The 22857-nt window shown below is 59.9% G+C and carries 22 protein-coding genes, 1 tRNA gene and 1 riboswitch; of the genes, 11 read left to right on the forward strand and 12 right to left on the reverse strand.

Translation table 11 applies throughout. From position 1 onward, the window contains the following. The first annotated feature begins 137 nt into the window (after nt 1-137). Nucleotides 138-1670 (forward strand): alkaline phosphatase family protein, encoded by a 1533-nt coding sequence (locus tag HMPREF3138_RS17195; protein WP_038879490.1) that lies wholly within the window; start codon nt 138-140, stop codon nt 1668-1670. 53 nt (nt 1671-1723) lie between these two features. Here HMPREF3138_RS17195 and ribB read toward each other — a convergent pair whose 3' ends face one another. Beyond that, nucleotides 1724-2377 carry a 3,4-dihydroxy-2-butanone-4-phosphate synthase gene (gene ribB / locus HMPREF3138_RS17200; protein ID WP_033636071.1) on the reverse strand — a complete coding sequence of 218 codons (654 nt, stop codon included), beginning with the start codon at nt 2375-2377 and terminating at the stop codon, nt 1724-1726. A gap of 109 nt (nt 2378-2486) precedes the next feature. After that, a riboswitch (FMN riboswitch) is annotated at nt 2487-2647 on the reverse strand. Between the two features lie 145 nt (nt 2648-2792). Here ribB and ubiK point away from each other — a divergent pair. After that, nucleotides 2793-3068, forward strand: coding sequence for a ubiquinone biosynthesis accessory factor UbiK (gene ubiK / locus HMPREF3138_RS17205; RefSeq protein WP_038879493.1), 276 nt, complete (start codon nt 2793-2795; stop codon nt 3066-3068). A 51-nt stretch (nt 3069-3119) separates the two neighbouring features. Here the strand turns inward: ubiK and hldE are convergent, their stop codons facing one another. From hldE to HMPREF3138_RS17220, 3 genes are all read right to left on the reverse strand, one after another. Continuing rightward, nucleotides 3120-4550, reverse strand: coding sequence for a bifunctional D-glycero-beta-D-manno-heptose-7-phosphate kinase/D-glycero-beta-D-manno-heptose 1-phosphate adenylyltransferase HldE (hldE, locus tag HMPREF3138_RS17210; RefSeq protein ID WP_038879497.1), 1431 nt, complete (start codon nt 4548-4550; stop codon nt 3120-3122). A 77-nt stretch (nt 4551-4627) separates the two neighbouring features. Further along, entirely contained in the window at nt 4628-7465 is a 2838-nt protein-coding gene (gene glnE, locus HMPREF3138_RS17215) for a bifunctional [glutamate--ammonia ligase]-adenylyl-L-tyrosine phosphorylase/[glutamate--ammonia-ligase] adenylyltransferase (RefSeq protein ID WP_038879501.1), read from the reverse strand. Nucleotides 7466-7510: 45 nt separating this feature from the next. Further along, entirely contained in the window at nt 7511-8818 is a 1308-nt protein-coding gene (locus HMPREF3138_RS17220) for a CYTH domain-containing protein (protein ID WP_038879504.1), read from the reverse strand. A gap of 278 nt (nt 8819-9096) precedes the next feature. On the opposite strand from HMPREF3138_RS17220, the gene HMPREF3138_RS17225 reads away from it, so the two are divergent. After that, nucleotides 9097-9717, forward strand: coding sequence for a TIGR04211 family SH3 domain-containing protein (locus tag HMPREF3138_RS17225; protein WP_019453078.1), 621 nt, complete (start codon nt 9097-9099; stop codon nt 9715-9717). Nucleotides 9718-9839: 122 nt separating this feature from the next. After that, nucleotides 9840-11084, forward strand: a complete 1245-nt coding sequence (locus tag HMPREF3138_RS17230) for a multifunctional CCA addition/repair protein (protein WP_038879508.1) — start codon at nt 9840-9842, stop codon at nt 11082-11084. Nucleotides 11085-11123: 39 nt separating this feature from the next. Here HMPREF3138_RS17230 and bacA read toward each other — a convergent pair whose 3' ends face one another. Together bacA and folB are read right to left on the reverse strand one after the other, a co-directional pair. Continuing rightward, the gene (gene bacA / locus HMPREF3138_RS17235; protein ID WP_025160107.1) at nt 11124-11948 is read right to left on the reverse strand and encodes an undecaprenyl-diphosphate phosphatase; all 825 of its coding nucleotides are present in this window, start codon (nt 11946-11948) and stop codon (nt 11124-11126) included. A gap of 132 nt (nt 11949-12080) precedes the next feature. Continuing rightward, the gene (gene folB / locus HMPREF3138_RS17240; protein WP_019453081.1) at nt 12081-12440 is read right to left on the reverse strand and encodes a bifunctional dihydroneopterin aldolase/7,8-dihydroneopterin epimerase; all 360 of its coding nucleotides are present in this window, start codon (nt 12438-12440) and stop codon (nt 12081-12083) included. Nucleotides 12441-12547: 107 nt separating this feature from the next. Between folB and plsY the strand changes: the two genes are divergently transcribed. After that, nucleotides 12548-13192, forward strand: a complete 645-nt coding sequence (plsY, locus tag HMPREF3138_RS17245; protein ID WP_038879512.1) for a glycerol-3-phosphate 1-O-acyltransferase PlsY — start codon at nt 12548-12550, stop codon at nt 13190-13192. Nucleotides 13193-13222: 30 nt separating this feature from the next. On the opposite strand, the gene tsaD is transcribed toward plsY, so the two are convergent. Continuing rightward, nucleotides 13223-14236 (reverse strand): tRNA (adenosine(37)-N6)-threonylcarbamoyltransferase complex transferase subunit TsaD, encoded by a 1014-nt coding sequence (tsaD, locus tag HMPREF3138_RS17250; RefSeq protein WP_038879514.1) that lies wholly within the window; start codon nt 14234-14236, stop codon nt 13223-13225. A 325-nt stretch (nt 14237-14561) separates the two neighbouring features. On the opposite strand from tsaD, the gene rpsU reads away from it, so the two are divergent. The 3 genes from rpsU to rpoD all read left to right on the forward strand — a co-directional run bounded on the left by rpsU (nt 14562) and on the right by rpoD (nt 18661). Continuing rightward, on the forward strand, nt 14562-14777 hold the full coding sequence (gene rpsU, locus HMPREF3138_RS25710) for a 30S ribosomal protein S21 (protein WP_001144069.1): 216 nt from the start codon (nt 14562-14564) through the stop codon (nt 14775-14777). Nucleotides 14778-14913: 136 nt separating this feature from the next. Further along, on the forward strand, nt 14914-16662 hold the full coding sequence (gene dnaG / locus HMPREF3138_RS17255; RefSeq protein ID WP_025304325.1) for a DNA primase: 1749 nt from the start codon (nt 14914-14916) through the stop codon (nt 16660-16662). Nucleotides 16663-16819: 157 nt separating this feature from the next. After that, nucleotides 16820-18661 (forward strand): RNA polymerase sigma factor RpoD, encoded by a 1842-nt coding sequence (gene rpoD / locus HMPREF3138_RS17260; protein ID WP_038879518.1) that lies wholly within the window; start codon nt 16820-16822, stop codon nt 18659-18661. 74 nt (nt 18662-18735) lie between these two features. On the opposite strand, the gene mug is transcribed toward rpoD, so the two are convergent. Then, nucleotides 18736-19224 carry a G/U mismatch-specific DNA glycosylase gene (mug, locus tag HMPREF3138_RS17265; protein ID WP_038879522.1) on the reverse strand — a complete coding sequence of 163 codons (489 nt, stop codon included), beginning with the start codon at nt 19222-19224 and terminating at the stop codon, nt 18736-18738. A gap of 146 nt (nt 19225-19370) precedes the next feature. On the opposite strand from mug, the gene HMPREF3138_RS17270 reads away from it, so the two are divergent. Next, nucleotides 19371-19446: transfer RNA gene (locus HMPREF3138_RS17270), tRNA-Ile, on the forward strand. Between the two features lie 107 nt (nt 19447-19553). On the opposite strand, the gene HMPREF3138_RS17275 is transcribed toward HMPREF3138_RS17270, so the two are convergent. From HMPREF3138_RS17275 to HMPREF3138_RS25720, 3 genes are all read right to left on the reverse strand, one after another. After that, complete coding sequence (locus HMPREF3138_RS17275) at nt 19554-19775, reverse strand: hypothetical protein (protein ID WP_038879525.1); 222 nt, start codon at nt 19773-19775, stop codon at nt 19554-19556. Nucleotides 19776-19859: 84 nt separating this feature from the next. Next, nucleotides 19860-20069 carry a hypothetical protein gene (locus HMPREF3138_RS25715; RefSeq protein ID WP_047729812.1) on the reverse strand — a complete coding sequence of 70 codons (210 nt, stop codon included), beginning with the start codon at nt 20067-20069 and terminating at the stop codon, nt 19860-19862. 223 nt (nt 20070-20292) lie between these two features. Then, nucleotides 20293-20676 (reverse strand): hypothetical protein, encoded by a 384-nt coding sequence (locus HMPREF3138_RS25720; protein ID WP_048234938.1) that lies wholly within the window; start codon nt 20674-20676, stop codon nt 20293-20295. 173 nt (nt 20677-20849) lie between these two features. On the opposite strand from HMPREF3138_RS25720, the gene aac(6') reads away from it, so the two are divergent. Beyond that, the gene (aac(6'), locus tag HMPREF3138_RS17285; RefSeq protein ID WP_038879528.1) at nt 20850-21290 is read left to right on the forward strand and encodes an aminoglycoside 6'-N-acetyltransferase; all 441 of its coding nucleotides are present in this window, start codon (nt 20850-20852) and stop codon (nt 21288-21290) included. Here aac(6') and HMPREF3138_RS17290 read toward each other — a convergent pair whose 3' ends face one another. Then, on the reverse strand, nt 21291-22007 hold the full coding sequence (locus HMPREF3138_RS17290) for an HPP family protein (RefSeq protein WP_038879532.1): 717 nt from the start codon (nt 22005-22007) through the stop codon (nt 21291-21293). It lies immediately after the preceding gene. Nucleotides 22008-22177: 170 nt separating this feature from the next. On the opposite strand from HMPREF3138_RS17290, the gene yfcF reads away from it, so the two are divergent. Beyond that, complete coding sequence (gene yfcF / locus HMPREF3138_RS17295; protein ID WP_004937171.1) at nt 22178-22813, forward strand: glutathione transferase; 636 nt, start codon at nt 22178-22180, stop codon at nt 22811-22813. Nucleotides 22814-22857 lie beyond the last annotated feature (44 nt).

Raw genomic sequence — 22857 nt, forward strand, 5'->3', positions numbered from 1 at the left:
GCATTACTGCCACACAGATCCAATTTGTGAACAATTTATGTATTTTTTGTTAACACAATCTATACACTCCTCCTCTGCCGACGGGTGCCGACAGCCCCGCCGCGCGATGGGAATTACGTCTCACCAAGGAGGAATTCATGTTCAGACTCACACTGGCAACCCGCCTGGCGCTTTCCATGTCCTTATTCGCCGGCTGTACGGCAACCGCCGGCGCAGCGGACAACGCGCAGCTGACGCAGCGCGAAGACCCTTACTTCCTTCAGGCGCAAGCTCAGCTGCAACAGCGGCTGAAACAGACGCCAAACACCAACCGCGCCAAAAACGTCATTCTGGTGGTCGGCGACGGCATGGGGTTTTCCACCGTGACCGCCGCCCGCATTTTTGAGGGGCAGCAGCGCGGCGTGGACGGCGAATCCAACGTGCTGGCCTGGGAGGCCTTCCCCTATCTGGCGGCGGCCAAAACCTACTCCGCCGACGCCCAAATCACCGACTCCGCGCCCAGCGCAGTGGCGATGACTACCGGCGTCAAAACCATCAACGATCTGATGGGCCTCAACCACACGGCTGCCCTCAATAATTGCGAGGATCAGCAAACCAAGGCCGTCACCACGCTGTGGGAGATGGCCGCAACGCTCGGCATGTCCACCGGCGCCGTGACGACCGCGACCATCACCCACGCCACGCCGGGCGCCACCTATGCCCATATCGCCAACCGCGATTGGGAATCCGACGCCAAAATGCCGGCAGCGGCCCTGGCCGCAGGTTGCCGCGACATCGCGCGCCAACTGGTGGAAATGAAGTACGGCAACGGCCTCAACGTGGCAATGGGCGGCGGGCGCGCCAACTTCCTGCCCGACAGCGTGAGCGACCCGGAATACCCCGGCAAGACAGGCGCCAGAAAGGATGGCCGCGATCTGACGCAGGCCTGGCTACAACGCTATGGCGAGCGAGGACAATACGTATGGAATCAGGCGCAGTTCGACAAAATCGAGCCGGGTAAGGTCGACCACCTGTTGGCCCTGTTTGAGCCGTCACACATGAACTTCGAGCACGATCGGCGGCAAGACGCGGCGGGAGAACCTTCGCTGGCGGAAATGACCGGCAAGGCCATCGATATTCTGGCCAAGAACCCCGAAGGCTACCTGCTGTTGGTGGAGGGTGGACGCATCGATCACGGCAGCCACAACGGTAACGCCTACCGCACGCTGAGCGACGCGGTCGCCCTGAACGAGGCGGTGAAAACCATCGTCGACAGGGTCAATCTGGACGAAACCCTGGTAATCGTGACCGGCGATCACAGCCACACGCTCACCATCGCCGGCTATGCCAAACGGGGCAACCCCATCCTCGGCATTGCTGTGGGGGTCAACGGCAAACCGTTGCTGGGCAGCGACGACAAGCCTTACACCACTATCGGCTTCGCCAATGGCCCCGGCGGCACGATCCCGCTGGCCGAACGCCCGGCATTGACCATGGAGCAGGCCACCGCGCCCGACTTTATTCAGCCGGCGCTGGTGCCGCTGAAAAGCGAGACCCACGGCGGGGAAGATCTCGGCATCTACGCTATCGGCCCCTGGGCCCATCTGTTCCAGGGCACGGTAGAGGAGAACTACACCTTCCACGTGATGAATTACGCCAGCCGCATCGGCGAACGCCTGTCAAAACGGTAGCCACAAAAAAAGCCGCGTTACGCGGCTTTTTTATCGTTGAAAGCGGCCGGCTATCAGCTGGCTTTTTTCTCGTGTGCCTGGCGGTAGGCCACCAGATCTTCGATGGTCAGCACCACCATGTCGTGCTGTTTGGCGAAGGCGATCACTTCCGGCGCGTGCGCCATGCTGCCATCGTCGTTGGTCAGTTCACACAGCACGCCGGCAGGTTTGAAACCGGCCATGGAAACCAGATCGATGGTCGCTTCGGTGTGGCCGCGACGGCTCAGCACGCCACCCGGCTGCGCGCGCAGCGGGAATACGTGGCCCGGACGGTTCAGATCGCTCGGCTTGGCGCTGTCTGCCACCGCCGCACGGATGGTGGTCAGGCGATCGGAAGCGGAAACCCCGGTGGTCACGCCCTGCGCCGCTTCAATGGTCACGGTGAAGGCGGTCTGGAATTGGCTGGAGTTGTTGGTCACCATCATCGGCAGCTCAAGCTGCTGACGGCGTTCTTCGGTGATGCACAGGCACACGATACCGCTGCCGTGGCGAATGGTCAGCGCCATCTGCTCAACGGTCATGGTTTCCGCGGCGAAGATCATGTCACCTTCGTTTTCACGGTTTTCATCATCGAGCACCATTACACCGCGCCCGTTGCGCAGTGCGTCAATCGCGCGTTCAACGCGTTCTGTCGGCGTGCCGAAGTCTGAAAGTAGCGTCTGATTCATGGTAAAAAACCTCATTAAAAATTATGGATTACCAGAACCAGGGCGATCTTGAGGAGTAGCTAGCAATAGCTAAAAAAATAACGCAAGCGGGCGCAAGCCCGGCAGATACCGTTACTCTCTCCCATCCGGACTATAACCGTCGGCCCCGGAATTACACCGGATCTGCTGACCTCTAACCGGCCCTGACAGGCTGGCTGAGCGCTCGCGGGCTTTCACCGTAGAAGGTGATTTACCGCCGGTGGGGACTTTCACCCCGCCCTGAGAATAAGCAGGATGACTATAACGCTAATGGGTAGGCAGGGCAATTGGCAAAAGCACAATTCGGCCACGCACGGCGAATGCGCTTAATGGTTTATCCCGCGGGCAACTCGCATTACACTAAGCGGCAGCTATTAAACTCTGAAAGGGATACGCCATGATTGACCCGAAAAAAATCGAACAAATCGCACGCCAGGTTCATGAGTCCATGCCTAAAGGCGTTCGTGAATTCGGGGAAGACGTTGAGAAAAAAATCCGTCAGGTCCTGCAGTCGCAGCTGACCCGCCTGGATTTGGTTAACCGCGAAGAGTTCGACGTACAGACTCAGGTGCTGTTGCGCACCCGCGAGAAGCTGGCGCTGTTGGAACAGCGCATGGCCGAGCTGGAAAGCAAACTGAGCGCGACACCAGCCGCCAAACAGGAAGACGAATAATTCCCGCCAAGGGCGCGCACAGCGCGCCCTTGTTCTTTAGGTCGCCCGGCGTTAGCCGCGCCCGTTTTTGATCGCTTTGATGATGTTGGTGGTCGACAGCCCGTCTTCAAAGTTCAGCACTTTGACATCGCCGCCGTTGGCCCACACTTCCGCACTGCCGGCAATCTCTTCCGGTTTGTAATCACCGCCTTTCACCAGCAGATCCGGCAGAATGTCGGCGATCAAGCGCTGCGGCGTATCCTCTTCGAACGGCACTACCCAATCCACCGCTTCCAGCGCGCCCAGCACGATCATGCGGTTCTCCAGCGCGTTGACCGGGCGTGTTTCCCCTTTCAGGCGCTTGGTCGAGGCGTCGCTGTTCACCGCCACGATCAGGCGATCGCCCAGCTTGCGGGCGTTGGCCAGATAAGAGACGTGGCCGGCATGCAGAATGTCGAAGATGCCGTTGGTCATCACCACTTTCTCGCCGCGCTGACGCGCCTGCGCGACGGCGTGTTTCAACTGCGCTTCGGTCATCACGCCAAAACCGGTTTCGGCCCGGCCGCGCACCGCGTTTTCCAGCTCGATGGGCGACACGGTAGAGGTGCCAAGCTTGCCCACCACCACGCCGGCGGCGGCGTTGGCCAGGAAGCAGGACTCTTCCAGCGAGTTACCGGCGGCCAGCGAGGCGGCCAGCACGCCGATCACAGTGTCACCTGCGCCGGTCACATCGAACACTTCCTGCGCCTGGGTCGGTAAATGCAGCGGTTCAACGCCCGGCTGCAGCAGCGTCATGCCGTGTTCGGAACGGGTAACCAGCAGCGCTGACAGCTCAAAATCCGCCACCAGCTTCATGCCGCGTTCCACCAGTTCCGCCTCATCCTTGCAGTGGCCCACCACCGCTTCGAACTCGGACAGGTTTGGCGTCAGCAGCGTCGCGCCGCGATAGCGCTCGAAGTCAGAGCCTTTCGGATCGATCAGCACCGGCACCTTGGCGGCGCGCGCCAGTTGGATCATCCCCTGCACCTGGCTGAGCGCGCCCTTGGCGTAATCGGACAGCACCAGCGCGCCGATCTGCGGCAGCGCCTGCTGAATGCGCTCCAGCATCGGCTGCGGATCGACGTTGGAGAAGCCTTCTTCGAAATCGAGACGGATCAGCTGCTGGTTGCGCGACAGCACGCGCAGCTTGGTGATGGTCGGATGGGTCGGCACCGAGACGAAGTCGCAGCGCACGTTGACTTCATTCAGCTTGGCGCTCAGCGCCCGCGCCGCATCGTCGATGCCGGTCAGGCCCACCAGACGGGAAGTGGCCCCCAGCGAAGCAATGTTCATCGCCACGTTAGCCGCGCCGCCGGGACGCTCTTCGATGGTATCGACCTTGACCACCGGCACCGGGGCTTCCGGTGAAATGCGGCTGGTCGGCCCATACCAATAGCGATCCAACATGACGTCACCGACCACCAGCACACCGGCGCGGCGAAAATCAGGCAGCGTAACTTTCATCCGATAACTCCAAAAAAGTACAAAATTTTAGTGGCGCAGATATTACCACAGACCGCCGGAATACCCGCAAAAAGGTATTAATCCAGCCATTTGGCCCAGCTGGTGCGCACCTGCTCGCGCTCGGCGACGAACAGCCCGCTGCCGACCTTGCCGGAATGCTCCTGCAACGCCAGATGGTGGATCTCATCGCGCATGGTGACATAGGCTTGGGTCAGCGCGCGCGCCTCCTCTTCCGGCATGATGTCGTAATTGGCCATCAGCTCGAAGATGCGCACGTTGTCCGACCAACGCGTCAGCCGCGGTTCACCCGGCGCATAGCGTAAGACCAGATATTGGGCGATAAATTCGATGTCGGTAATGCCGCCCTCATCGGTTTTGATATCAAACAGATCGCGCTGCTTGTTGCCGAGATGGTTGCGCATCTTTTCGCGCATCTCGCGCACTTCGCGCTTCAGGATCTCCGCATCGCGCGTTTTGCACAGGATCTCGCGCCGGATCGCATCGAACTGCTGATGCAGCGCCGGGTCGCCATGCACGATGCGCGCGCGCACCAGGGCCTGATGTTCCCAGGTCCAGGCTTCGTTTTGCTGGTAATCGGCGAACGCCTCAACGGTGCTGACCAGCATCCCCGCAGCGCCGGAAGGCCGCAGGCGGGCGTCCACCTCATACAGAATGCCGGAGGAGGTGCGGGTGCTGAACAGATGCATCACCCGCTGCGCCAACCGCAGGTAGAACTGCCGGCCGTCGATGCAGCGATCGCCGTCGGTCATCACCTCCGGCGGGCAATCCAGCAGGAATACCAGATCGAGATCGGAACTGTAACCCAGCTCCCAGCCGCCCAGCTTGCCGTAGCCGATCACCGCAAAGCCGCGCCCATCGCGCTCCTGCAGATGGGTCGGTTGGCCGTAGCGCGCCACCATGTCGCTCCAGGCCTGCTGCACCACCGCGTCGATGATCGCCTCCGCCAGATAAGTCAGGTGGTCGCTCACTTTCATCACCGGCAGCGCGCCGGCGATATCCGCCGCGGCGATGCGCAGCTGCTGCGCCTGCTTGAACTGGCGCAGCGCCTCCAGCTTTTGCTCTTCGTCGTCTTCCGGCACCCGCAGCAGGTACTGGCGCAGCTCGCTGCGGTAGGCGTCCAGCGCCACCGGCTGATACAGCGTGGCCGGATCCAGCAGTTCGTCCAGCAACAGCGGGTAGCGCGACAGCTGGTTGGCGACCATCGGCGACGCGGCGCACAGGCGGATCAGATGGCTGAGCGCCGCGTGATACTCCACCAACAGTTCGAGGTAGGTGGTACGGGTGACGATGCTGAGCAGCAGCTGCGCCAGCCGCACCAGCGCGGTCGGCGCGTCCTGGCGCGGGCATACCTCCGCCAGCAGGCGCGGCATCAGCTGATCGAGCACGTCGCGGCCGCGCGGGCCGATGGTGCGTTTGTCGACGTCGTGGCGGAAATCGGCGATGGTGCGCAGCATCTGTCGGCGCCCCTCTTCGTCCAGGTGCGGCGTCAGCGGCGCCAGCTCGTTTTCCTCCAGCGCGTCCTGCCACAGGCTGTGGTAGTGTTGGTAGTCGGGATCTTCACCGACATCCGGGCTATCGTCGCCGATCAGGTCATCGAACACCGCCCGCACCGCCTGCATGTGCACGTCCAGCGTCGCCATCAGCGCCGGCCAATCCGCCAGCCCCATGCCGTAGGCCAGCCGCGCCTGATCGAGCGCATCCTGCGGCAGCGTCTGGGTTTGCTGATCGCCGATCGCCTGCAGCAGATTCTCCAGCCGCCGCAGGAACAGGTAAGCGGCGCTCAGCGCCCGCACCTGCTCGGCCTCCAGCAGCCCCAGTTCACCCACCGCCTGCAGCGTCGGCAGCAGCGAACGCCCCTGCAGCGCCGGCTCGCGGCCGCCGCGGATCAGCTGGAATACCTGGGTGATGAATTCGATTTCGCGAATGCCGCCGGCACCCAGCTTGATGTTGTCCTTCAGGCCGCGACGCCGCACTTCACGGGCGATCATGCCCTTCATGTTGCGCAGCGACTGGATGACGCTGAAATCGATATAGCGGCGGAACACGAATGGCCGCAGCGTTTTGCGCAGCTCCTGGCTGTAGGCGTCTTCCGCGCCGCCCATCAGGCGCGCCTTCACCATCGCATAACGTTCCCAGTCGCGCCCCTGCTCCTGATAGTAATCTTCCAGCGCCGCAAAGCTCATCACCAATGGGCCGCTGTCGCCGAACGGCCGCAGCCGCATGTCGACGCGATAGACGAAGCCGTCAATGGTCTGCTGATCCAGCGCCTTGATCAGCCGCTGGCCGAGGCGGGTGAAGAACTGGGCATTGTCCAGCTCGCGCCGCCCGCCCTGGGTCTGGCCGTTTTCCGGGTAGGCGAAGATCAGATCGATATCCGACGAGAAATTCAGCTCGCCGCCGCCCAGCTTGCCCATGCCGAGGATCAGCAGCGGCTGCGGTTCACCGGCGGCGTTGCACGGCGTGCCCCACTCACGGCAGCAGGTTTGGTACAGCCAGTCGCGCGCGCTGACGATCAGCGTTTCCGCCAATCCGCTCAGCTGCAGCAGCGTTTCTTCGGTCGAACACAGCCCCTGAGCCTGCGCCCAGGCAATGCGCACCAGCGTTTCACGGCGGAACAGACGCAGCGTGCGCATCAGCTGCGCCTCATCGCGCACCTCTTCCAGCTCGTCCTGCAACCAGGCGGCATAGTGTTGCCACTCGCCGGGCGCCGGCGGCTGTTCGCGCAGCGTCGCCAGCCAGGCCGGCTGGGCAAGCAGCGCGTCGCTGACGAAGTCGCTCGACGCCAGCACCCACTGCTCCTGTTCGCTAAAGGCGCAGTCCGCGCCGTGAACTTCCTGAAAACGCTGCACAACCTGCTGTGCCTGAGCCTGCAACGCGGCTGAAAGTGGCGACATAGTGTATGACCCGTTCTGCGGCCCACGGCTGGCGGGCCGGCTGGATTAACGAAGCGCGCCGTTTAACCAGAATGGCGCATGCGATAAGGCCTGTTTGCGGCTGGCTTCATACCAACCCTGGCGGCGCTCGCTCAGCGCTGCCTGCAGCTCGCGCCAGGCCTCGATATAAGGCCCGGTCTGCTCGTCGGGGTAGGCGCCCGACAGCAGGACCAGCGCCGAAATCTGACGCGTCAGGCGCGGCAATTGTTCCTGATATTCATCTTCGTTCAGCGTACGGCTGAAGGCTTCTTTCAGCTCCGCACCGCTGCGCCCCAGCATGATGTCGCTGAAGCGTTTGAAAGAACCGTCCAGCTTGGCCTGCGCTTTGGCATCGATAAACGGCCGCCAGGCGCCGCTCACCAGCCATGATGTGAGCGCCAACTTACATTGCAGATAGGCTGTGCTGTAGCACAGGGTATCTGGTTGCGCGGCTTTGTCCGCCAACAGCGGCTCGAGCTCGGTCAAGCGGGCGCGCAGATCGGCGCTGGCCTTGCGCGGCACCAAACCGCCGAAGATCACCAGCGCCTGGCGGATCGTTCCGACCGCCTCAATCACCGAAGCGCGCGCCTGCGCGTCACCGCGCAGCCACAGCTCTTCGTGGTACTGCCAGTGGCTCAGCGCCAGCTCGAAGGCGGCGATCATCCCCTGCTCCACGGTCGCCTTCGCCGCCGGCTTCAACACCCGCAGCGGGCGCACCTGGCGCGGCGGATTGCCCTGTGCCAGGTGGTAACCGCGCGCCGCCTTGCTCAGGCTGCCCTGACGCAGCCCGCCGTGCGCCGCCAGCTCACCGGCCAACGCCAGCAGATCGGCAGTATTGCCGTTCAGCAGCTCCAGCTCTATCTCGCTCAGGGCTTCGCTGAGGTCACCGGCACGCACCTCGCCTTGGTCCAGACCAATCTCGATCTCGCTTTGGCCGTAAGTAACCACCCACTTCTCTCGCACGAAATCGGTACGGAACAGCGGCTGCAACGCCTGCTGCAGCGCCGCGATATCGCAATCCTGCGGCCAGATGTCGGCAGGGAACTGCGCCAACGCCAGCTGCGGTTCGGCGATAGCGACATTGTATTCCGGGCGCTGGTGCAGGCCGCCCACCACTTTACCGGCGGTTTTGATGGTCATCTCATAGCGATCGTCGAAACCGCGAATCCGCAGCCCCATGTCGTGACGGCGCAGGACGTTGTCGGCCGTTTCGAAGTAAATGTTGGTCAGCTTTTGCGGCGCGGAATGCTGATGCGGCCAGGGGGCGAGCCATTGTGGCAGAGCGGCCACCGCTTGCGGCGCGGCGATGAATTTCAGTTCAATTTCAACGGTCATAATTCTTTAACACCAATAAGTTACGCATTCGCGTCGGTTTCAGCGCGGCGCGTTCGGCCCGCCGTATGCTGCCCAATGACGCACAGTTGCCATTATCTTACCGCGATTCCCGGCGCCTTAACCCTGCTAACTGTAGAAAAAACCTGTTACGTTATAAAACGCTGCGCAACTCACAGAATCAGCCACAGTAAGATAGTTCTCATTCCGGTTTTGGCGTTGCGTCGTCAGACTGAACGCTCTACTATCGTTCCATAAATTCACCCAGAAACGATGAACTAATGCAGAAATTACGCCTGATTTGCCTTGCCGCGCTGAGCTTCAGCATCACTTGGGCCGCACATGCCGAAGATAAACGCTATATCTCCGATGAGTTAAGCACTTACGTCCATAGCGGCCCAGGTAATCAGTACCGTATTGTCGGCACTCTGAACGCCGGTGAAGAAGTCACCCTGCTGAGCGTCAACGACAGCACCAACTACGGCCAGATCCGCGATCCGAAAGGCCGCACCACCTGGATCCCGCTCGACCAGCTCAGCCAGACGCCAAGCCTGCGCACTCGCGTGCCCGAGCTGGAACAGCAGGTGAAAACCCTGACCGACAAGCTGGCCAACATCGACAACACCTGGAACCAGCGCACCTCGGAAATGCAGGAGAAAGTCGCGGGCAGCGACAGCACCATCAGCAGCCTGCAGAAGGAAAACCAGGATCTGAAAAACCAGCTGGTGGTCGCGCAGAAGAAGGTCAACGCCGTTAACCTGCAGCTCGACGACAAGCAGCGCACCATTATCCTGCAGTGGTTCATGTACGGCGGCGGCGTCGCCGGCGTCGGTTTGCTGCTGGGTCTGCTGTTGCCGCACCTGATCCCGCGCCGCAAGAACAATAACCGCTGGATGAACTGATCTCAGTATCGTTCAGTTTGAGTGTGGGCGCCTGCGGGCGCCCTTTTCATTGGTGCCGACATCCCGCGGCCAATTCATGTAATCTGATAGACAGAGCCTTACACGATATTCAGGAGTCAACAGTGCAGATTTATCTGGTCGGCGGCGCCGTTCGCGACAGCCTGCTCGACATTCCGGTGGTCGATCATGATTGGGTGGTGGTGGGCGCCACGCCGGCGGAACTGCTGGCATTGGGCTATCAGCAGGTCGGCAAAGATTTCCCGGTGTTCCTCAACCCCGATTCTCATGAGGAGTACGCGCTGGCGCGCACCGAGCGCAAATCCGGCCAGGGGTACACCGGTTTTACCTGCTATGCCGCGCCGGACGTGACGCTGGAAGAAGATCTGCTGCGGCGCGATCTGACCATCAACGCCATCGCCCGCTCCGCCGAAGGGGAACTGATTGATCCTTACGGCGGCGTAGCCGATCTGCAAGCGCGCGTGCTGCGCCACGTTTCAGACGCGTTCGGCGAAGATCCGCTGCGCGTGCTGCGCGTGGCCCGCTTCGCTGCCCGCTTCGCCCACCTGGGTTTTCACATCGCCGACGAAACGCTCGCGCTGATGCGCCAAATGGCGCACGGCGGTGAACTGGCTGCGCTGACCGCCGAACGCGTCTGGAAGGAAACCGAAAAGGCGCTGCAAAGCCAGAGCCCGCAGGTCTATTTTCAGGTGTTGCGCGACTGCGATGCGCTGGCGGTGCTGTTCCCGGAAATCGACGCGCTGTTCGGCGTACCGGCCCCCGCCAAGTGGCACCCGGAGATCGACACCGGCGTGCACACGCTGATGGCGCTGGCGATTGCCGCCCGCCTCACGCCGGAGGTGGACGTGCGCTTCGCCACCCTGTGCCATGACCTCGGCAAAGGATTGACGCCGAAAGAATTCTGGCCGCATCACCACGGCCACGGCCCGGCGGGCGTGCGGCTGGTCGAAGCCCTGTGCCAGCGGCTGCGGGTGCCCAACCCGGTGCGCGATCTGAGCAAGCTGGTGGCCGAGTACCATGACCTGATCCACACCGTGGACAAGCTGCGCCCGGAAACCCTGCTGAAGCTGTTCGACGCCATCGACGTCTGGCGCAAGCCCCAAAGGCTGGAGCAAATGATCCTGACCAGCGAAGCGGACGCGCGCGGCCGCACCGGCTTTGAGGAGAACCCTTATCCGCAGGGCGACTATCTGCGCCAGGCGTATCAGGTGGCGAACGCGGTATCTATCAAAGAAGTGGTGGCCAGCGGGCTGCAGGGCACCGCGATCCGCGACGAGCTCAAACGCCGCCGCCAGCAGGCGCTGGCCGACTGGAAACTCAGCCAAACGATTATCAACGATCAGGCATAAAAAAACCCCGCAGAGCGGGGTTTTTTCTTGGCGTCGGGCTTACAGGAATACCATGTAAACCACGGCTGCCACGATAAAGCGGTAGATGGCGAACGGCACGAACGAGATGCGTTTGATCAGCGACAGGAAGGTCTTGATCGCAATCAGCGCCACCACGAAGGCCGTAATGAAACCGACGGCAAACATCGGCAGATCGCCCCAGGTCAGGAAGTGCAGGCTCTTGTACAGATCCAGGCCGCTGGCGCCAATCATCATCGGCACCGCCAGGATGAAGGAGAACTCGGACGCCGCATAGCGGTTCACGCCCACCAGCATGCCGCCGGCGATAGTGGAACCCGAACGGGAGAAGCCCGGCCACAGCGCCAGGCACTGGAAGCAGCCGATCATGAACGCCTGGCGGTAGGTGATGTCATCCAGCCCTTCCGCGCTCGGTTTCTTCGGCTTTAGCCATTCCGCCGCCAACAGCAGCAGGCCGCCGACCACCAACGCGTACATCACGTTTTTCGGCGCGAACAGCGACTTGATGAAATCATGGAAGGCCAGGCCCAGCACCACCGCCGGGATCATCGCCAACAGGATGTGCCCCAGCTTCAGCTGGCCACTGGTTTTGCCCTCGTGCTCCACCGGCTTGCCGCCGAAATGGATGCCGATCAGGCCGAACAGCCGGCGCCAGAACATCACGACGACGGCCAGGATCGACCCCAGCTGGATAATGACTTCAAAGGTTTTGGCTTTGTCGCCGGTAAAGCCCAGCCACTCGCCGACGATGATCATATGCCCGGTGGAAGAAACCGGCAGAAATTCGGTTAATCCCTCAACAACCCCAAGAACAAACGCAATAAACAGTGAATGCATGTCTGCCATGTGCTTCGCTCACCCCATAAAATAACGGCTATCACATAAAAAAGCGGCAATGCTTAAAGACAGTGCCGCTAAAACAATTCTCAGGATTAAGACCAGCTTAACGGTCTTTCGTTGCAAGCAGATGACATAAAATCATGCGGGACGAGTGCCGCGCTCAATGATCACGCCGACCCGACTGGCATGTGCTACAGCGCCCGGTTTGCTGACCTTAATACGGACCCAGGGGGAATTGAAGCGCTGAAGCAAAATTTCAGATATTTCCTCTGCCACTCGCTCCACCAGCGCAAAACGGTTCGACTCCACGTGCTGGATCACGGCGTCGCTGACGTCGGCATAGCTCAGACAGTCAGTTACGTCGTCGCTGGCGGCGGCCGGCCGGTTATCCCAGCCCATTTCGATATCGAACACCAGCTTCTGACGAATGCCCTGTTCCCACTCATAAACGCCAATGGTGGTAATTACGGTAAGCTCTTCAATAAATACGATATCCATCACGTCATTCTCTGTTTTTGGCCTTGCCGGATACCACTTCCAGCGGAATGTGCGTATTATCCATAGATGTTGCGAGTAAAACGACCATTATTAAACGGAACCGCGTTATGAGTGCTACCGCGCTTGGCATGATTATCTTCGCGTATCTGTGCGGCTCGATTTCCAGCGCGATCCTGGTTTGCCGGATCGCCAGGCTGCCGGATCCGCGTGAACATGGCTCAGGAAATCCCGGGGCGACCAACGTCCTGCGCATCGGCGGCCGGCTGGCGGCAGCGGCGGTGCTGGTATTCGATATTCTGAAAGGGATGTTGCCGGTCTGGCTGGCCTACAAACTCGATGTGCCGCCGCTGTACCTCGGCCTGACGGCGATCGCCGCCTGCCTGGGGCACATCTATCCGGTGTTCTTCCACTTCCGCGGCGGTAAGGGCGTAGCGACGGCGTTTGGCGCCATCGCGCCTATCGGCTGGGATCTGACCGGCCTGATGACCGGCACCTGGCTGCTGACGGTGCTGCTCAGCGGCTACTCTTCGCTCGGCGCCATCGTCAGCGCGCTGATCGCCCCGTTCTACGTCTGGTGGTTCAAACCGCAGTTCACCTTCCCGGTGGCGATGCTCTCCTGCCTGATCCTGATGCGGCATCACGACAATATTCAGCGCCTGTGGCGCGGCCAGGAAGGTAAGATCTGGGGCAAGTTCCGCAAGAAGAAAAACCAGGCGAATGCGGATAACGGCGACCAGCCGAAAGACGAATAACAGAAGGGCCGGATTATCCGGCCCTTTGCTTTATACCGCAGGCAGTTCCGCCAGCGGCCAGCGCGGCCGCACCGAAACGCTCAGCTCCGGGTTGGCGCCGCTCTTCAGGCGCACCATGCCGGCATAGGCGATCATCGCGCCGTTGTCGGTGCAAAATTCCGGGCGGGCATAGAATACTTCCCCACCGCGCTTGTGCATCATCTCCGCCAGCTTGGCGCGCAACGTGCGGTTGGCGCTCACGCCGCCGGCCATCACCAGGCGTTTAAAACCGGTCTGCTCCAACGCGCGTTTGCACTTGATTGCCAGCGTATCCACCACCGCATCCTCGAAGGCGCGGGCGATGTCGGCACGCGTCTGATCGTCGTTGCCGTTGGAGCGAATGGTGTTGGCGGCGAAGGTTTTCAGCCCGGAGAAGCTGAAGTCCAGGCCCGGACGATCGGTCATCGGCCGCGGGAAGGTGAAACGCCCCTCCGTGCCCTGCTGCGCCATCTTCGACAGCATCGGCCCGCCGGGGTAATCCAGGCCGAGCAGCTTGGCGGTTTTGTCGAACGCTTCGCCGGCGGCATCATCGATCGATTCGCCCAGCAGTTCATACTCACCGATGCCGGTGACGCTAATCAGCTGAGTATGGCCGCCGGAGACCAGCAGCGCGACGAACGGGAACGCCGGCGGGTTGTCTTCCAGCATCGGCGCCAGCAGGTGGCCTTCCATATGGTGCACCGGCACCGCCGGCACGTTCCAGGCAAACGCCAGCGCGCGCCCCACGGTAGCACCGACCAGCAGCGCCCCCACCAGGCCCGGCCCGGCGGTGTAGGCCACGCCGTCGATGTCGGCCGGGGTCAGGTTGGCCTCTTTCAGCGCCGCCTGAATCAGCGGCACGGTTTTGCGCACGTGATCGCGGGAGGCCAGTTCCGGCACCACGCCGCCGTAGTCGGCGTGCAGCTTCACCTGGCTGTATAATTGGTTGGCCAACAAACCGGTTTGATCGTCATACACTGCAATTCCGGTTTCATCGCAGGACGTTTCTATACCCAGTACTCGCATTACATTTCCCATCATTCACGTGCGGCCGCCAGTCTACCACATTCCGCCGCATTTACCGCCGGTGCCGCGCATCTTGTCACCGGCTCGCACCTATGTCGATGATTCATCCAGAAAATGCCCGGGCGATTAAACACGAGCATTTTTTTCTGATTAGTCTATAATCAGCGCCCGGTGCAAAATTGCGCACGTTGCGGCAGAGCGACGCGGGTTTCAATTTGCGGTGATGCTTTACAAAGCAGCATCCATTGGAGTAAAATTCCGCACCATTTTGAAAAGGCTGGCGCTTGGCCAGCAACAAACCGAATTTTATTGAGGTGAGAGGCACATGCCGGTAATTAAAGTACGTGAAAACGAGCCATTTGACGTTGCTCTGCGTCGTTTCAAACGCTCTTGCGAAAAAGCGGGTGTTTTAGCTGAAGTTCGTCGTCGTGAGTTTTATGAAAAACCAACTACCGAACGTAAACGCGCTAAAGCTTCTGCTGTGAAACGTCACGCGAAGAAACTGGCTCGCGAAAACGCACGCCGCACTCGTCTGTATTAATTCTTCGGGGGCAACCCCACCGCGTGAATTTCTGATTTTCAAAATCGCGCAGACCGAGTAGTTGCATACGAAGGCCGTGCTTTCCGAAAGGAATGCGCGGCTTGTTCTCGTTTATAGGCTAATGAAGTAAGGGCTTATGGCTGGACGAATTCCGCGCGTATTTATCAATGACTTGCTGGCTCGCACCGACATCGTCGACCTGATCGACGCTCGCGTGAAGCTCAAGAAGCAAGGCAAGAACTACCACGCGTGCTGTCCGTTCCACCACGAAAAGACGCCTTCCTTTACCGTTAATGGCGAAAAGCAGTTTTATCACTGTTTTGGGTGTGGTGCGCACGGCAACGCCGTCGATTTTTTGATGAATTACGACCGACTCGAGTTTGTCGAAACCATCGAAGAGCTGGCGACCATGCACGGGCTGGAAGTGCCTTACGAAGCGGGCACCGGGCCAACCCAGATCGAACGCCATCAGCGCCAGAGCCTGTACCAACTGATGGAGCAGCTCAGCGCGTTCTATCAACAGTCACTGCAGCAGTCCTCCGGAGCGCCGGCGCGCAGCTATTTGCAGCAGCGCGGATTAAGTGACGACGTTATTCGCCATTTCGCCATCGGCTTCGCGCCGGCGGGATGGGACAACGCCCTGAAGCGTTTCGGCCGCGATGCCGACTCGCGCCGCGCATTGAACGATGCCGGCATGCTGGTGACTAACGATCAGGGGCGTTCGTACGACCGTTTCCGCGAACGGGTGATGTTCCCCATCCGCGACAAGCGTGGGCGTGTGATCGCCTTCGGCGGCCGCGTATTGGGTGACGGTATGCCGAAGTACCTGAACTCGCCGGAAACCGAAGTTTTCCATAAGGGCCGCCAGCTGTACGGTCTGTATGAAGCACAGCAGAATCACCCTACCCTCCAGCGGCTGCTGGTGGTGGAAGGGTATATGGACGTGGTGGCGTTGGCGCAATTCGGCATCGATTATGCCGTCGCCTCGCTCGGAACCTCGACGACGGCTGAACACATTCAGCTGCTGTTCCGCGCCACCGACAACGTCGTCTGCTGTTACGACGGCGACCGCGCCGGCCGCGAGGCGGCATGGCGGGCGCTGGAAACCGCGCTGCCGTACCTGAACGACGGGCGCCAGCTGCGGTTCATGTTTTTGCCCGACGGCGAAGATCCGGACACCCTGGTGCGCAAAGAAGGCAAAGAAGCCTTCGAACAGCGAATGGAGCAGGCGCAGCCGCTGTCCACGTTCCTGTTCGAAAGCCTGCTGCCGCAGGTGGATCTGAGCAGCCCGGACGGGCGCGCCAAGCTGAGCACGCTGGCGCTGCCGCTGATTACTCAGGTGCCGGGCGAAACGTTGCGCTTGTACCTGCGCCAGGAGCTCGGCAACAAGCTGGGGCTGCTGGACGACAGCCAGCTCGACAAGCTGATGCCCAAGCAGGCGGAAAATGCGAATCCTTATCAGGCGCCCCAGCTAAAACGCACAACCATGCGTATACTGATAGGGTTACTGGTGCAAAATCCGCAGTTGGCTACACTTATCCCTTCGCTTGAAGGGCTGGAGCAGACCAAACAGGCGGGATTGCCGCTGTTCGTCGAACTGGTGCAGACCTGTTTGGCGCAGCCGGGCCTGACAACCGGGCAATTGCTGGAGCTGTATCGCGACAACAAATTCAGCCAGCAGCTTGAAACCTTGGCGACATGGAACCATATGATCGTTGAGGACATGGTCGAACAGACCTTTTTGGATACGTTGGCCAGCCTGTACGACTCGGTGCTCGAGCAACGGCTGGAAACGCTGATCGCCCAGGCCAGAACGCGCGGCCTGAGCCCGGAGGAACGTGAAGAAGTCCGTTCTCTCAACCAGGTTTTAGCGAAGAAAAACTGAATACCAAACGGCTTAAGTGCCGATAATTGCGAGGGCAGAGCCCTGCACAGTGCCGCCATAGTGGGCCGCGGCGATAACGAAAACGCCCCAAATGCTATTGTTGGCGGTTTCGCCGACCGACACCAACCTAAATACTCTGAAGTGTGGATACCGTCTTATGGAGCAAAACCCGCAGTCACAGCTGAAGCTACTTGTCACCCGTGGTAAGGAGCAAGGCTATCTGACCTATGCTGAGGTCAATGACCATCTGCCGGAAGATATCGTCGACTCCGATCAGATCGAAGACATCATCCAGATGATTAACGACATGGGCATCCAGGTGATGGAAGAAGCACCGGACGCCGATGACCTGCTGCTCGCCGAAAACTCGAACAGCACGGACGAAGATGCGGAAGAAGCCGCCGCACAGGTTCTGTCCAGCGTGGAATCCGAAATCGGCCGCACCACCGACCCGGTGCGCATGTACATGCGCGAAATGGGTACCGTCGAACTGCTGACGCGCGAAGGTGAAATCGACATCGCCAAGCGCATCGAAGACGGCATCAACCAGGTTCAGTGCTCGGTTGCCGAATACCCGGAAGCCATTACCTACCTGCTTGAGCAGTACGATCGCGTCGAAGCGGGCGAAGCGCGCCTGTCCGATCTGATCACCGGCTTCGTCGATCCTAACGCGGAAGAGGACATCGCCCCAACCGCCACCCACATCGGTTCTGAACTGTCGAGCGAAGAGCAAGACGACGACGACGAAGATGAGGATGCTGAAGACGACGATACCGAAGACGACAACAGCATCGATCCTGAGCTGGCGCGTCAGAAGTTCGCCGAGCTGCGCGATCAGTATGAAGCGACGCGTCTGGTGATCAAGAAGAACGGCCGCAGCCACGCCAGCGCTGCGGACGAGATCCTGAAGCTGTCTGAAGTGTTCAAGCAGTTCCGCCTGGTGCCGAAGCAGTTCGACTTCCTGGTCAACAGCATGCGCACCATGATGGACCGCGTTCGCACCCAGGAACGCATCATCATGAAGCTGTGCGTTGAACAGTGCAAAATGCCGAAGAAAAACTTCGTCACCCTGTTCGCCGGCAACGAAACCAGCGATTCCTGGTTCGAAGCCGCGCTGGCGATGGCCAAGCCATGGTCGGAAAAGCTGAAAGACGTGGCTGAAGACGTGCAGCGCAGCCTGCAGAAACTGCGTCAGATCGAAGAAGAAACCGGCCTGACCATTGAGCAGGTCAAAGACATCAACCGTCGCATGTCGATCGGTGAAGCGAAAGCCCGCCGCGCGAAGAAAGAGATGGTTGAGGCCAACCTGCGTCTGGTTATTTCTATCGCCAAGAAATACACCAACCGCGGCCTGCAGTTCCTGGATCTGATCCAGGAAGGCAACATCGGCCTGATGAAAGCGGTAGACAAGTTCGAATACCGCCGCGGCTACAAGTTCTCGACGTACGCCACCTGGTGGATCCGTCAGGCTATCACCCGCTCCATCGCCGACCAGGCGCGCACCATCCGTATTCCGGTGCATATGATTGAGACCATCAACAAGCTCAACCGTATTTCGCGCCAGATGCTGCAAGAGATGGGCCGCGAGCCGACGCCGGAAGAGCTGGCCGAGCGCATGCTGATGCCGGAAGACAAGATCCGCAAGGTGCTGAAGATCGCCAAAGAGCCAATCTCGATGGAAACGCCGATCGGCGACGACGAAGATTCGCATCTGGGCGACTTCATCGAGGATACCACCCTCGAGCTGCCGCTGGACTCCGCGACCTCGGAAAGCCTGCGTTCCGCCACCCACGATGTGCTGGCCGGCCTGACCGCGCGCGAAGCGAAAGTGCTGCGCATGCGTTTCGGCATCGACATGAACACCGATCACACGCTGGAAGAGGTAGGCAAGCAGTTTGACGTTACCCGTGAGCGTATTCGTCAGATCGAAGCCAAGGCGCTGCGTAAGCTGCGTCACCCAAGCCGCTCCGAAGTGCTGCGCAGCTTCCTGGACGACTAAGTCCGGCTGCCGCACCAAAAACAAAAACCCCGGCCTGCCGGGGTTTTTTTATGCCCTGAATACGCCCCGCCACATCATTGCAACGCCAGGAACAGCTCGCGATAGCTGGCGGTAAGCTGCTCCAGCGTGGCGCGGTTCAATCCGCTGGGGTTAGGCAATACCCACACCTCGGTTTCCCCCAGCGTCAGCGCCTGCTTGCCCCAGGGCGCGTTTTTCACCCCGAAGGCGGTGGCGAACGCCTGCTTGCCCAAAATCGCCAGCGCGCGCGGCTGATAGCGCAGGATTTTCTCTTGCAGCACCTCGCCACCGCTGCGCAGCTCGTCGCGCGACAGCTCGCTGGCCGCCACCGTCGGGCGCGCCACCAGCGCGGTAATGCCGCAGCCGTTATCCTTCAGCTGCTGCCACTGCTCCGGTGCCAACTGGCTCTCGGTAAAGCCGGCCTGATGGATCACCTTCCAGAAGCGGTTGCTGCCGTTGGCGAAAGGGTAGCCCTGATGGGCGGAAGAAAGGCCGGGGTTGATGCCGCAAAACACCACCCGCAGGCCAGGCGCCAGAAGTTCCATGAGTATTGTGAGTCCATTGCAGGGATTTACTGCGGTTATCGCAAAATCCGCCAGCAATTACAACAGGCTAGAACTGTGCAGAAAAGCAACATACGGGCGGGTAACTGTAGACCGCCGCTTAAGGATTCCCTATAATCTCGCGGCTTGGCCCCTTAGCTCAGTGGTTAGAGCAGGCGACTCATAATCGCTTGGTCGTTGGTTCAAACCCAACAGGGGCCACCAAATTTTAGCTTTAAAATCATATAAAAAAGCCACTTTTCTCGAAGTGGCTTTTTTATTTTTTGCTCGCAGTGGCGGCAAAATGGCGGCGGTAATGCCGGCCCCCTCAGCTATCTTTCCCCTCTTAACCAGCCTATAGCCAGGCTCACCAGGAAGCCGGCAAAGAAGATCGCGACAGCCACAGCGATAGATTTCCACCACTCATCAAACCAGAACAAGGCAACAAATGCCGCTATAGAGAACAGGCCAATGACTATGGACTCAGCCAAGTCAGCAGTTTGCCGGCCAACAAATTTAACGAACTTCACAAGAAAGGATTTTAGCCAGTTCATTGATTTTATTACTTAACGATAGGAAGTCATCATCACTTGATCATTAGTTAAAATCCAACCGCTGGCTTTTGATTGATCTATCCGCTATCGCTCGCCTCTCACAAGGCTACACAAAGCAATAGTGACAAACACCAGCAACAGGAATATTACCGCGCTCAGAATTCGTTGCCACCATTCGTCGAACCAGAACAGTGAGCCAAACGCAGCGACAGAAAATATCCCGCCCAAAATCGCTTCCACAAGGTGCGACAATCCTTTACCGAGCTTACTGCCCCAAGACTTTAGATAGCTCATGATTCACACCTTCACAGAACATTTTCGATTTGCTGGTATAGGCAACAAAGGGTTCAAGATACTCCTCCGCCAGAAAGTAGATCATGTCCAAATTTCGTGGCGTGAGCTTATGGTACGTTGAGGGATATTGTTCCCGCAAACGACGCGAAGAAACGGCGGCCTGTTCAATAATTCCTTGTAAAATAATGATGTTTAGCCCAGCAATGGTGACACCTTTGAATACTCATTTGAAAAGTGTGCTGCCGATAACCTTTTTCAAAATATGGTGTGTGATTTGCTGAACCAGAATGAACTGCGTCCCCATACGTCCTGTAAGATAACCCTCTGCATGGTTTAATTTTTGGCTTAGCGCAATTTGTGTTTGCAGATCCATTCGCTGATAGCAGTCACGGATAATCACCACTATCAGCTCACGCAGCGGGGTTTCGATACCATAGCCAGCACGAACGACCTTAATAAATCGTTCCGTTTCAATTTCATTGCGGTGCTTAAGCTCTCGGCCGCCGAGCCCTGCTCCCTGCCATGTCCTACGAGCACTATAGGCAATGCCCCTTGGTAAAGACTCTATTCCCTCAAGAATTCCTTGAGCTACGGCTTTCGCATCCATAACAATCCCTTATAAGCACGCTGGCCGTACCCTATACCAACTTCGCCTAAAATATCAACACATCTCTTTCATCCTCTTAGAAAGTCCCGCCATAATGACTTTTTTGTTTCCCGCCGCCGTGCCACACTTCTCTTTCGGCATTCCTGATTTATTCCGACTCATAAGGGCCCCGCATGATCGTCATCTGCGACCACGACAACCTCGACGCCTGGCTGGCGCTGCGCACCGCGCTGTGGCCCTCCAGCTCGCCTGAAGATCACCGCGCGGAAATGCGCGAGATACTGGCTTCACCGCACCACTCCGCGTTTATGGCGCGGGGGCTGGACGGCGCTTTCGTTGGCTTTGCCGAGGTCGCGCTGCGCTACGATTACGTCAACGGCTGCGAATCGTCGCCGGTGGCGTTTTTGGAAGGGATTTATACCGTCGAGGGCGCCCGCCGCCAGGGCTGGGCCGCGCGCTTAATCGCACAGGTGCAGGAGTGGGCGAAGCAGCAGGGGTGCAGCGAGCTGGCGTCGGATACCGACATCGCCAATCTGGACTCCCAGCGCCTGCATGCGGCGCTGGGCTTTGCCGAAACGGAGCGGGTGGTGTTTTACCGCAAAACGCTGGTCTGATCAGGCGGTCTTGCTTTGCCGCTGATGCGCCAGCTGCTCGGCGCGCAGCAGGATCTCCTGCAGATCGTCCTCGTCAATATCGAACAGATCCCCCTCCATCAGCGCCTCGTGCAGATCGGCGCGGGTGATGGAAACGGCATCGATCGGCAGATTGGCCGGTTTGGCCTCCGCCGGCGCCAGCGCGTGCGGGTAGCGTCGCCCGGCCAGGTTATTGAACAGAATGGCCAGCGCCGCCAGCAGCACCGAGTTCAGCAGCACCGGGTACAGCACGAAGTGGTAGCCCATCTGGTGAATGCCGGGGCCGCCGAGGATGGCGGTCAGCGCCACCGCGCCACCCGGGGGATGCAGGCAGCGCAGCTTGAACATCAGGCCGATGGCCACCGCCGCCGCAACGCCGCAGGCCAGGCCCGGATCGGGGATCAGCAGACCGGCGCAGACACCCACCGTCGCCGCCAGCGCATTGCCGCCGACGATCGACCAGGGCTGCGCCAGCGGGCTGTTGGGCACGCCGAACAGCAGCACCGCCGAGGCGCCCATCGGCGCGATAAACCACAGGTTCACCTCGCCCAAAATAAAGTGGCTGATCCAGCCGGCGAGCATCAGCCCCAAACCGGCGCCGACGCTGGAAATCAGCATCTCTCGCTTGCCCACCGCCAGCGGGTGCGGCCACAGGCGCGCGCATCCCACTTTTACTCGTTCTATCCACTGCGTCTTCATGTTACCCAATACGGCTCAATTCACGTGTTGGCAACAAATATATCACATCATCCTGAAGGAGCTCACGGCACCGGAAACCGCGCCGCCCAAGAACTTTTTGCTAACAGATTGATTTTTAGCCTCCCCTCGACAATGATGAATGTTCCCCCCTTAACCCCGAGGAACCGCCGATGTCTCAACCGATCACCGAGCTTTATACCGACAGTGAATTTTTCAGCCCGTACGCCATGTCCGCCTTTGTCGTGCTGACGGAAAAAGGCATTCCGTTCACCGTGAAGCCGGTGGATCTGGCGAAAGAAGAGAACAAAGAGGCGGCCTACGCGGCGCTGTCGCTCACCCGCCGGGTGCCGACGCTGGCGATCGGCGAGTTTCAACTCTCGGAGTCTTCGGCGATCGCCGAATACCTGGAAGACATCCACCCGGCCCACGCCGTTTATCCGCGCGACGTGAAGCTGCGCGCCAAGGCGCGCGAGATCCAGGCCTGGCTGCGCAGCGATCTGCTGCCGATCCGCGCCGAGCGCTCGACCGAGGTGGTGTTCAACAACGGCAAGTTCCCGCCGCTGTCCGAAGCCGCGCAGGAGGCCGCGCGCAAGCTGATCGCCGCCGTGGAAAAACTGCTGAGCCACGGGCAGGACAATCTGTTCAGGGAGTGGTGCATCGCCGACACCGATCTGGCGCTGATGCTCAACCGGCTGGTGATGCACGGCGATCCGGTGCCGGAGCGCGTGCGCCACTATGCGCACAAGCAGTGGCAGCGTCCGTCGGTACAGGCGTGGCTGGCGTTATCGGAAAAACGGCGCGCCTGAGAAAAAAATCGGCGGCCACGACGCCGCCGTTCTCAATGCCGAGA

This window comes from Serratia sp. HMSC15F11 (assembly GCF_001808215.1).
GTDB lineage: Bacteria > Pseudomonadota > Gammaproteobacteria > Enterobacterales > Enterobacteriaceae > Serratia > Serratia nevei.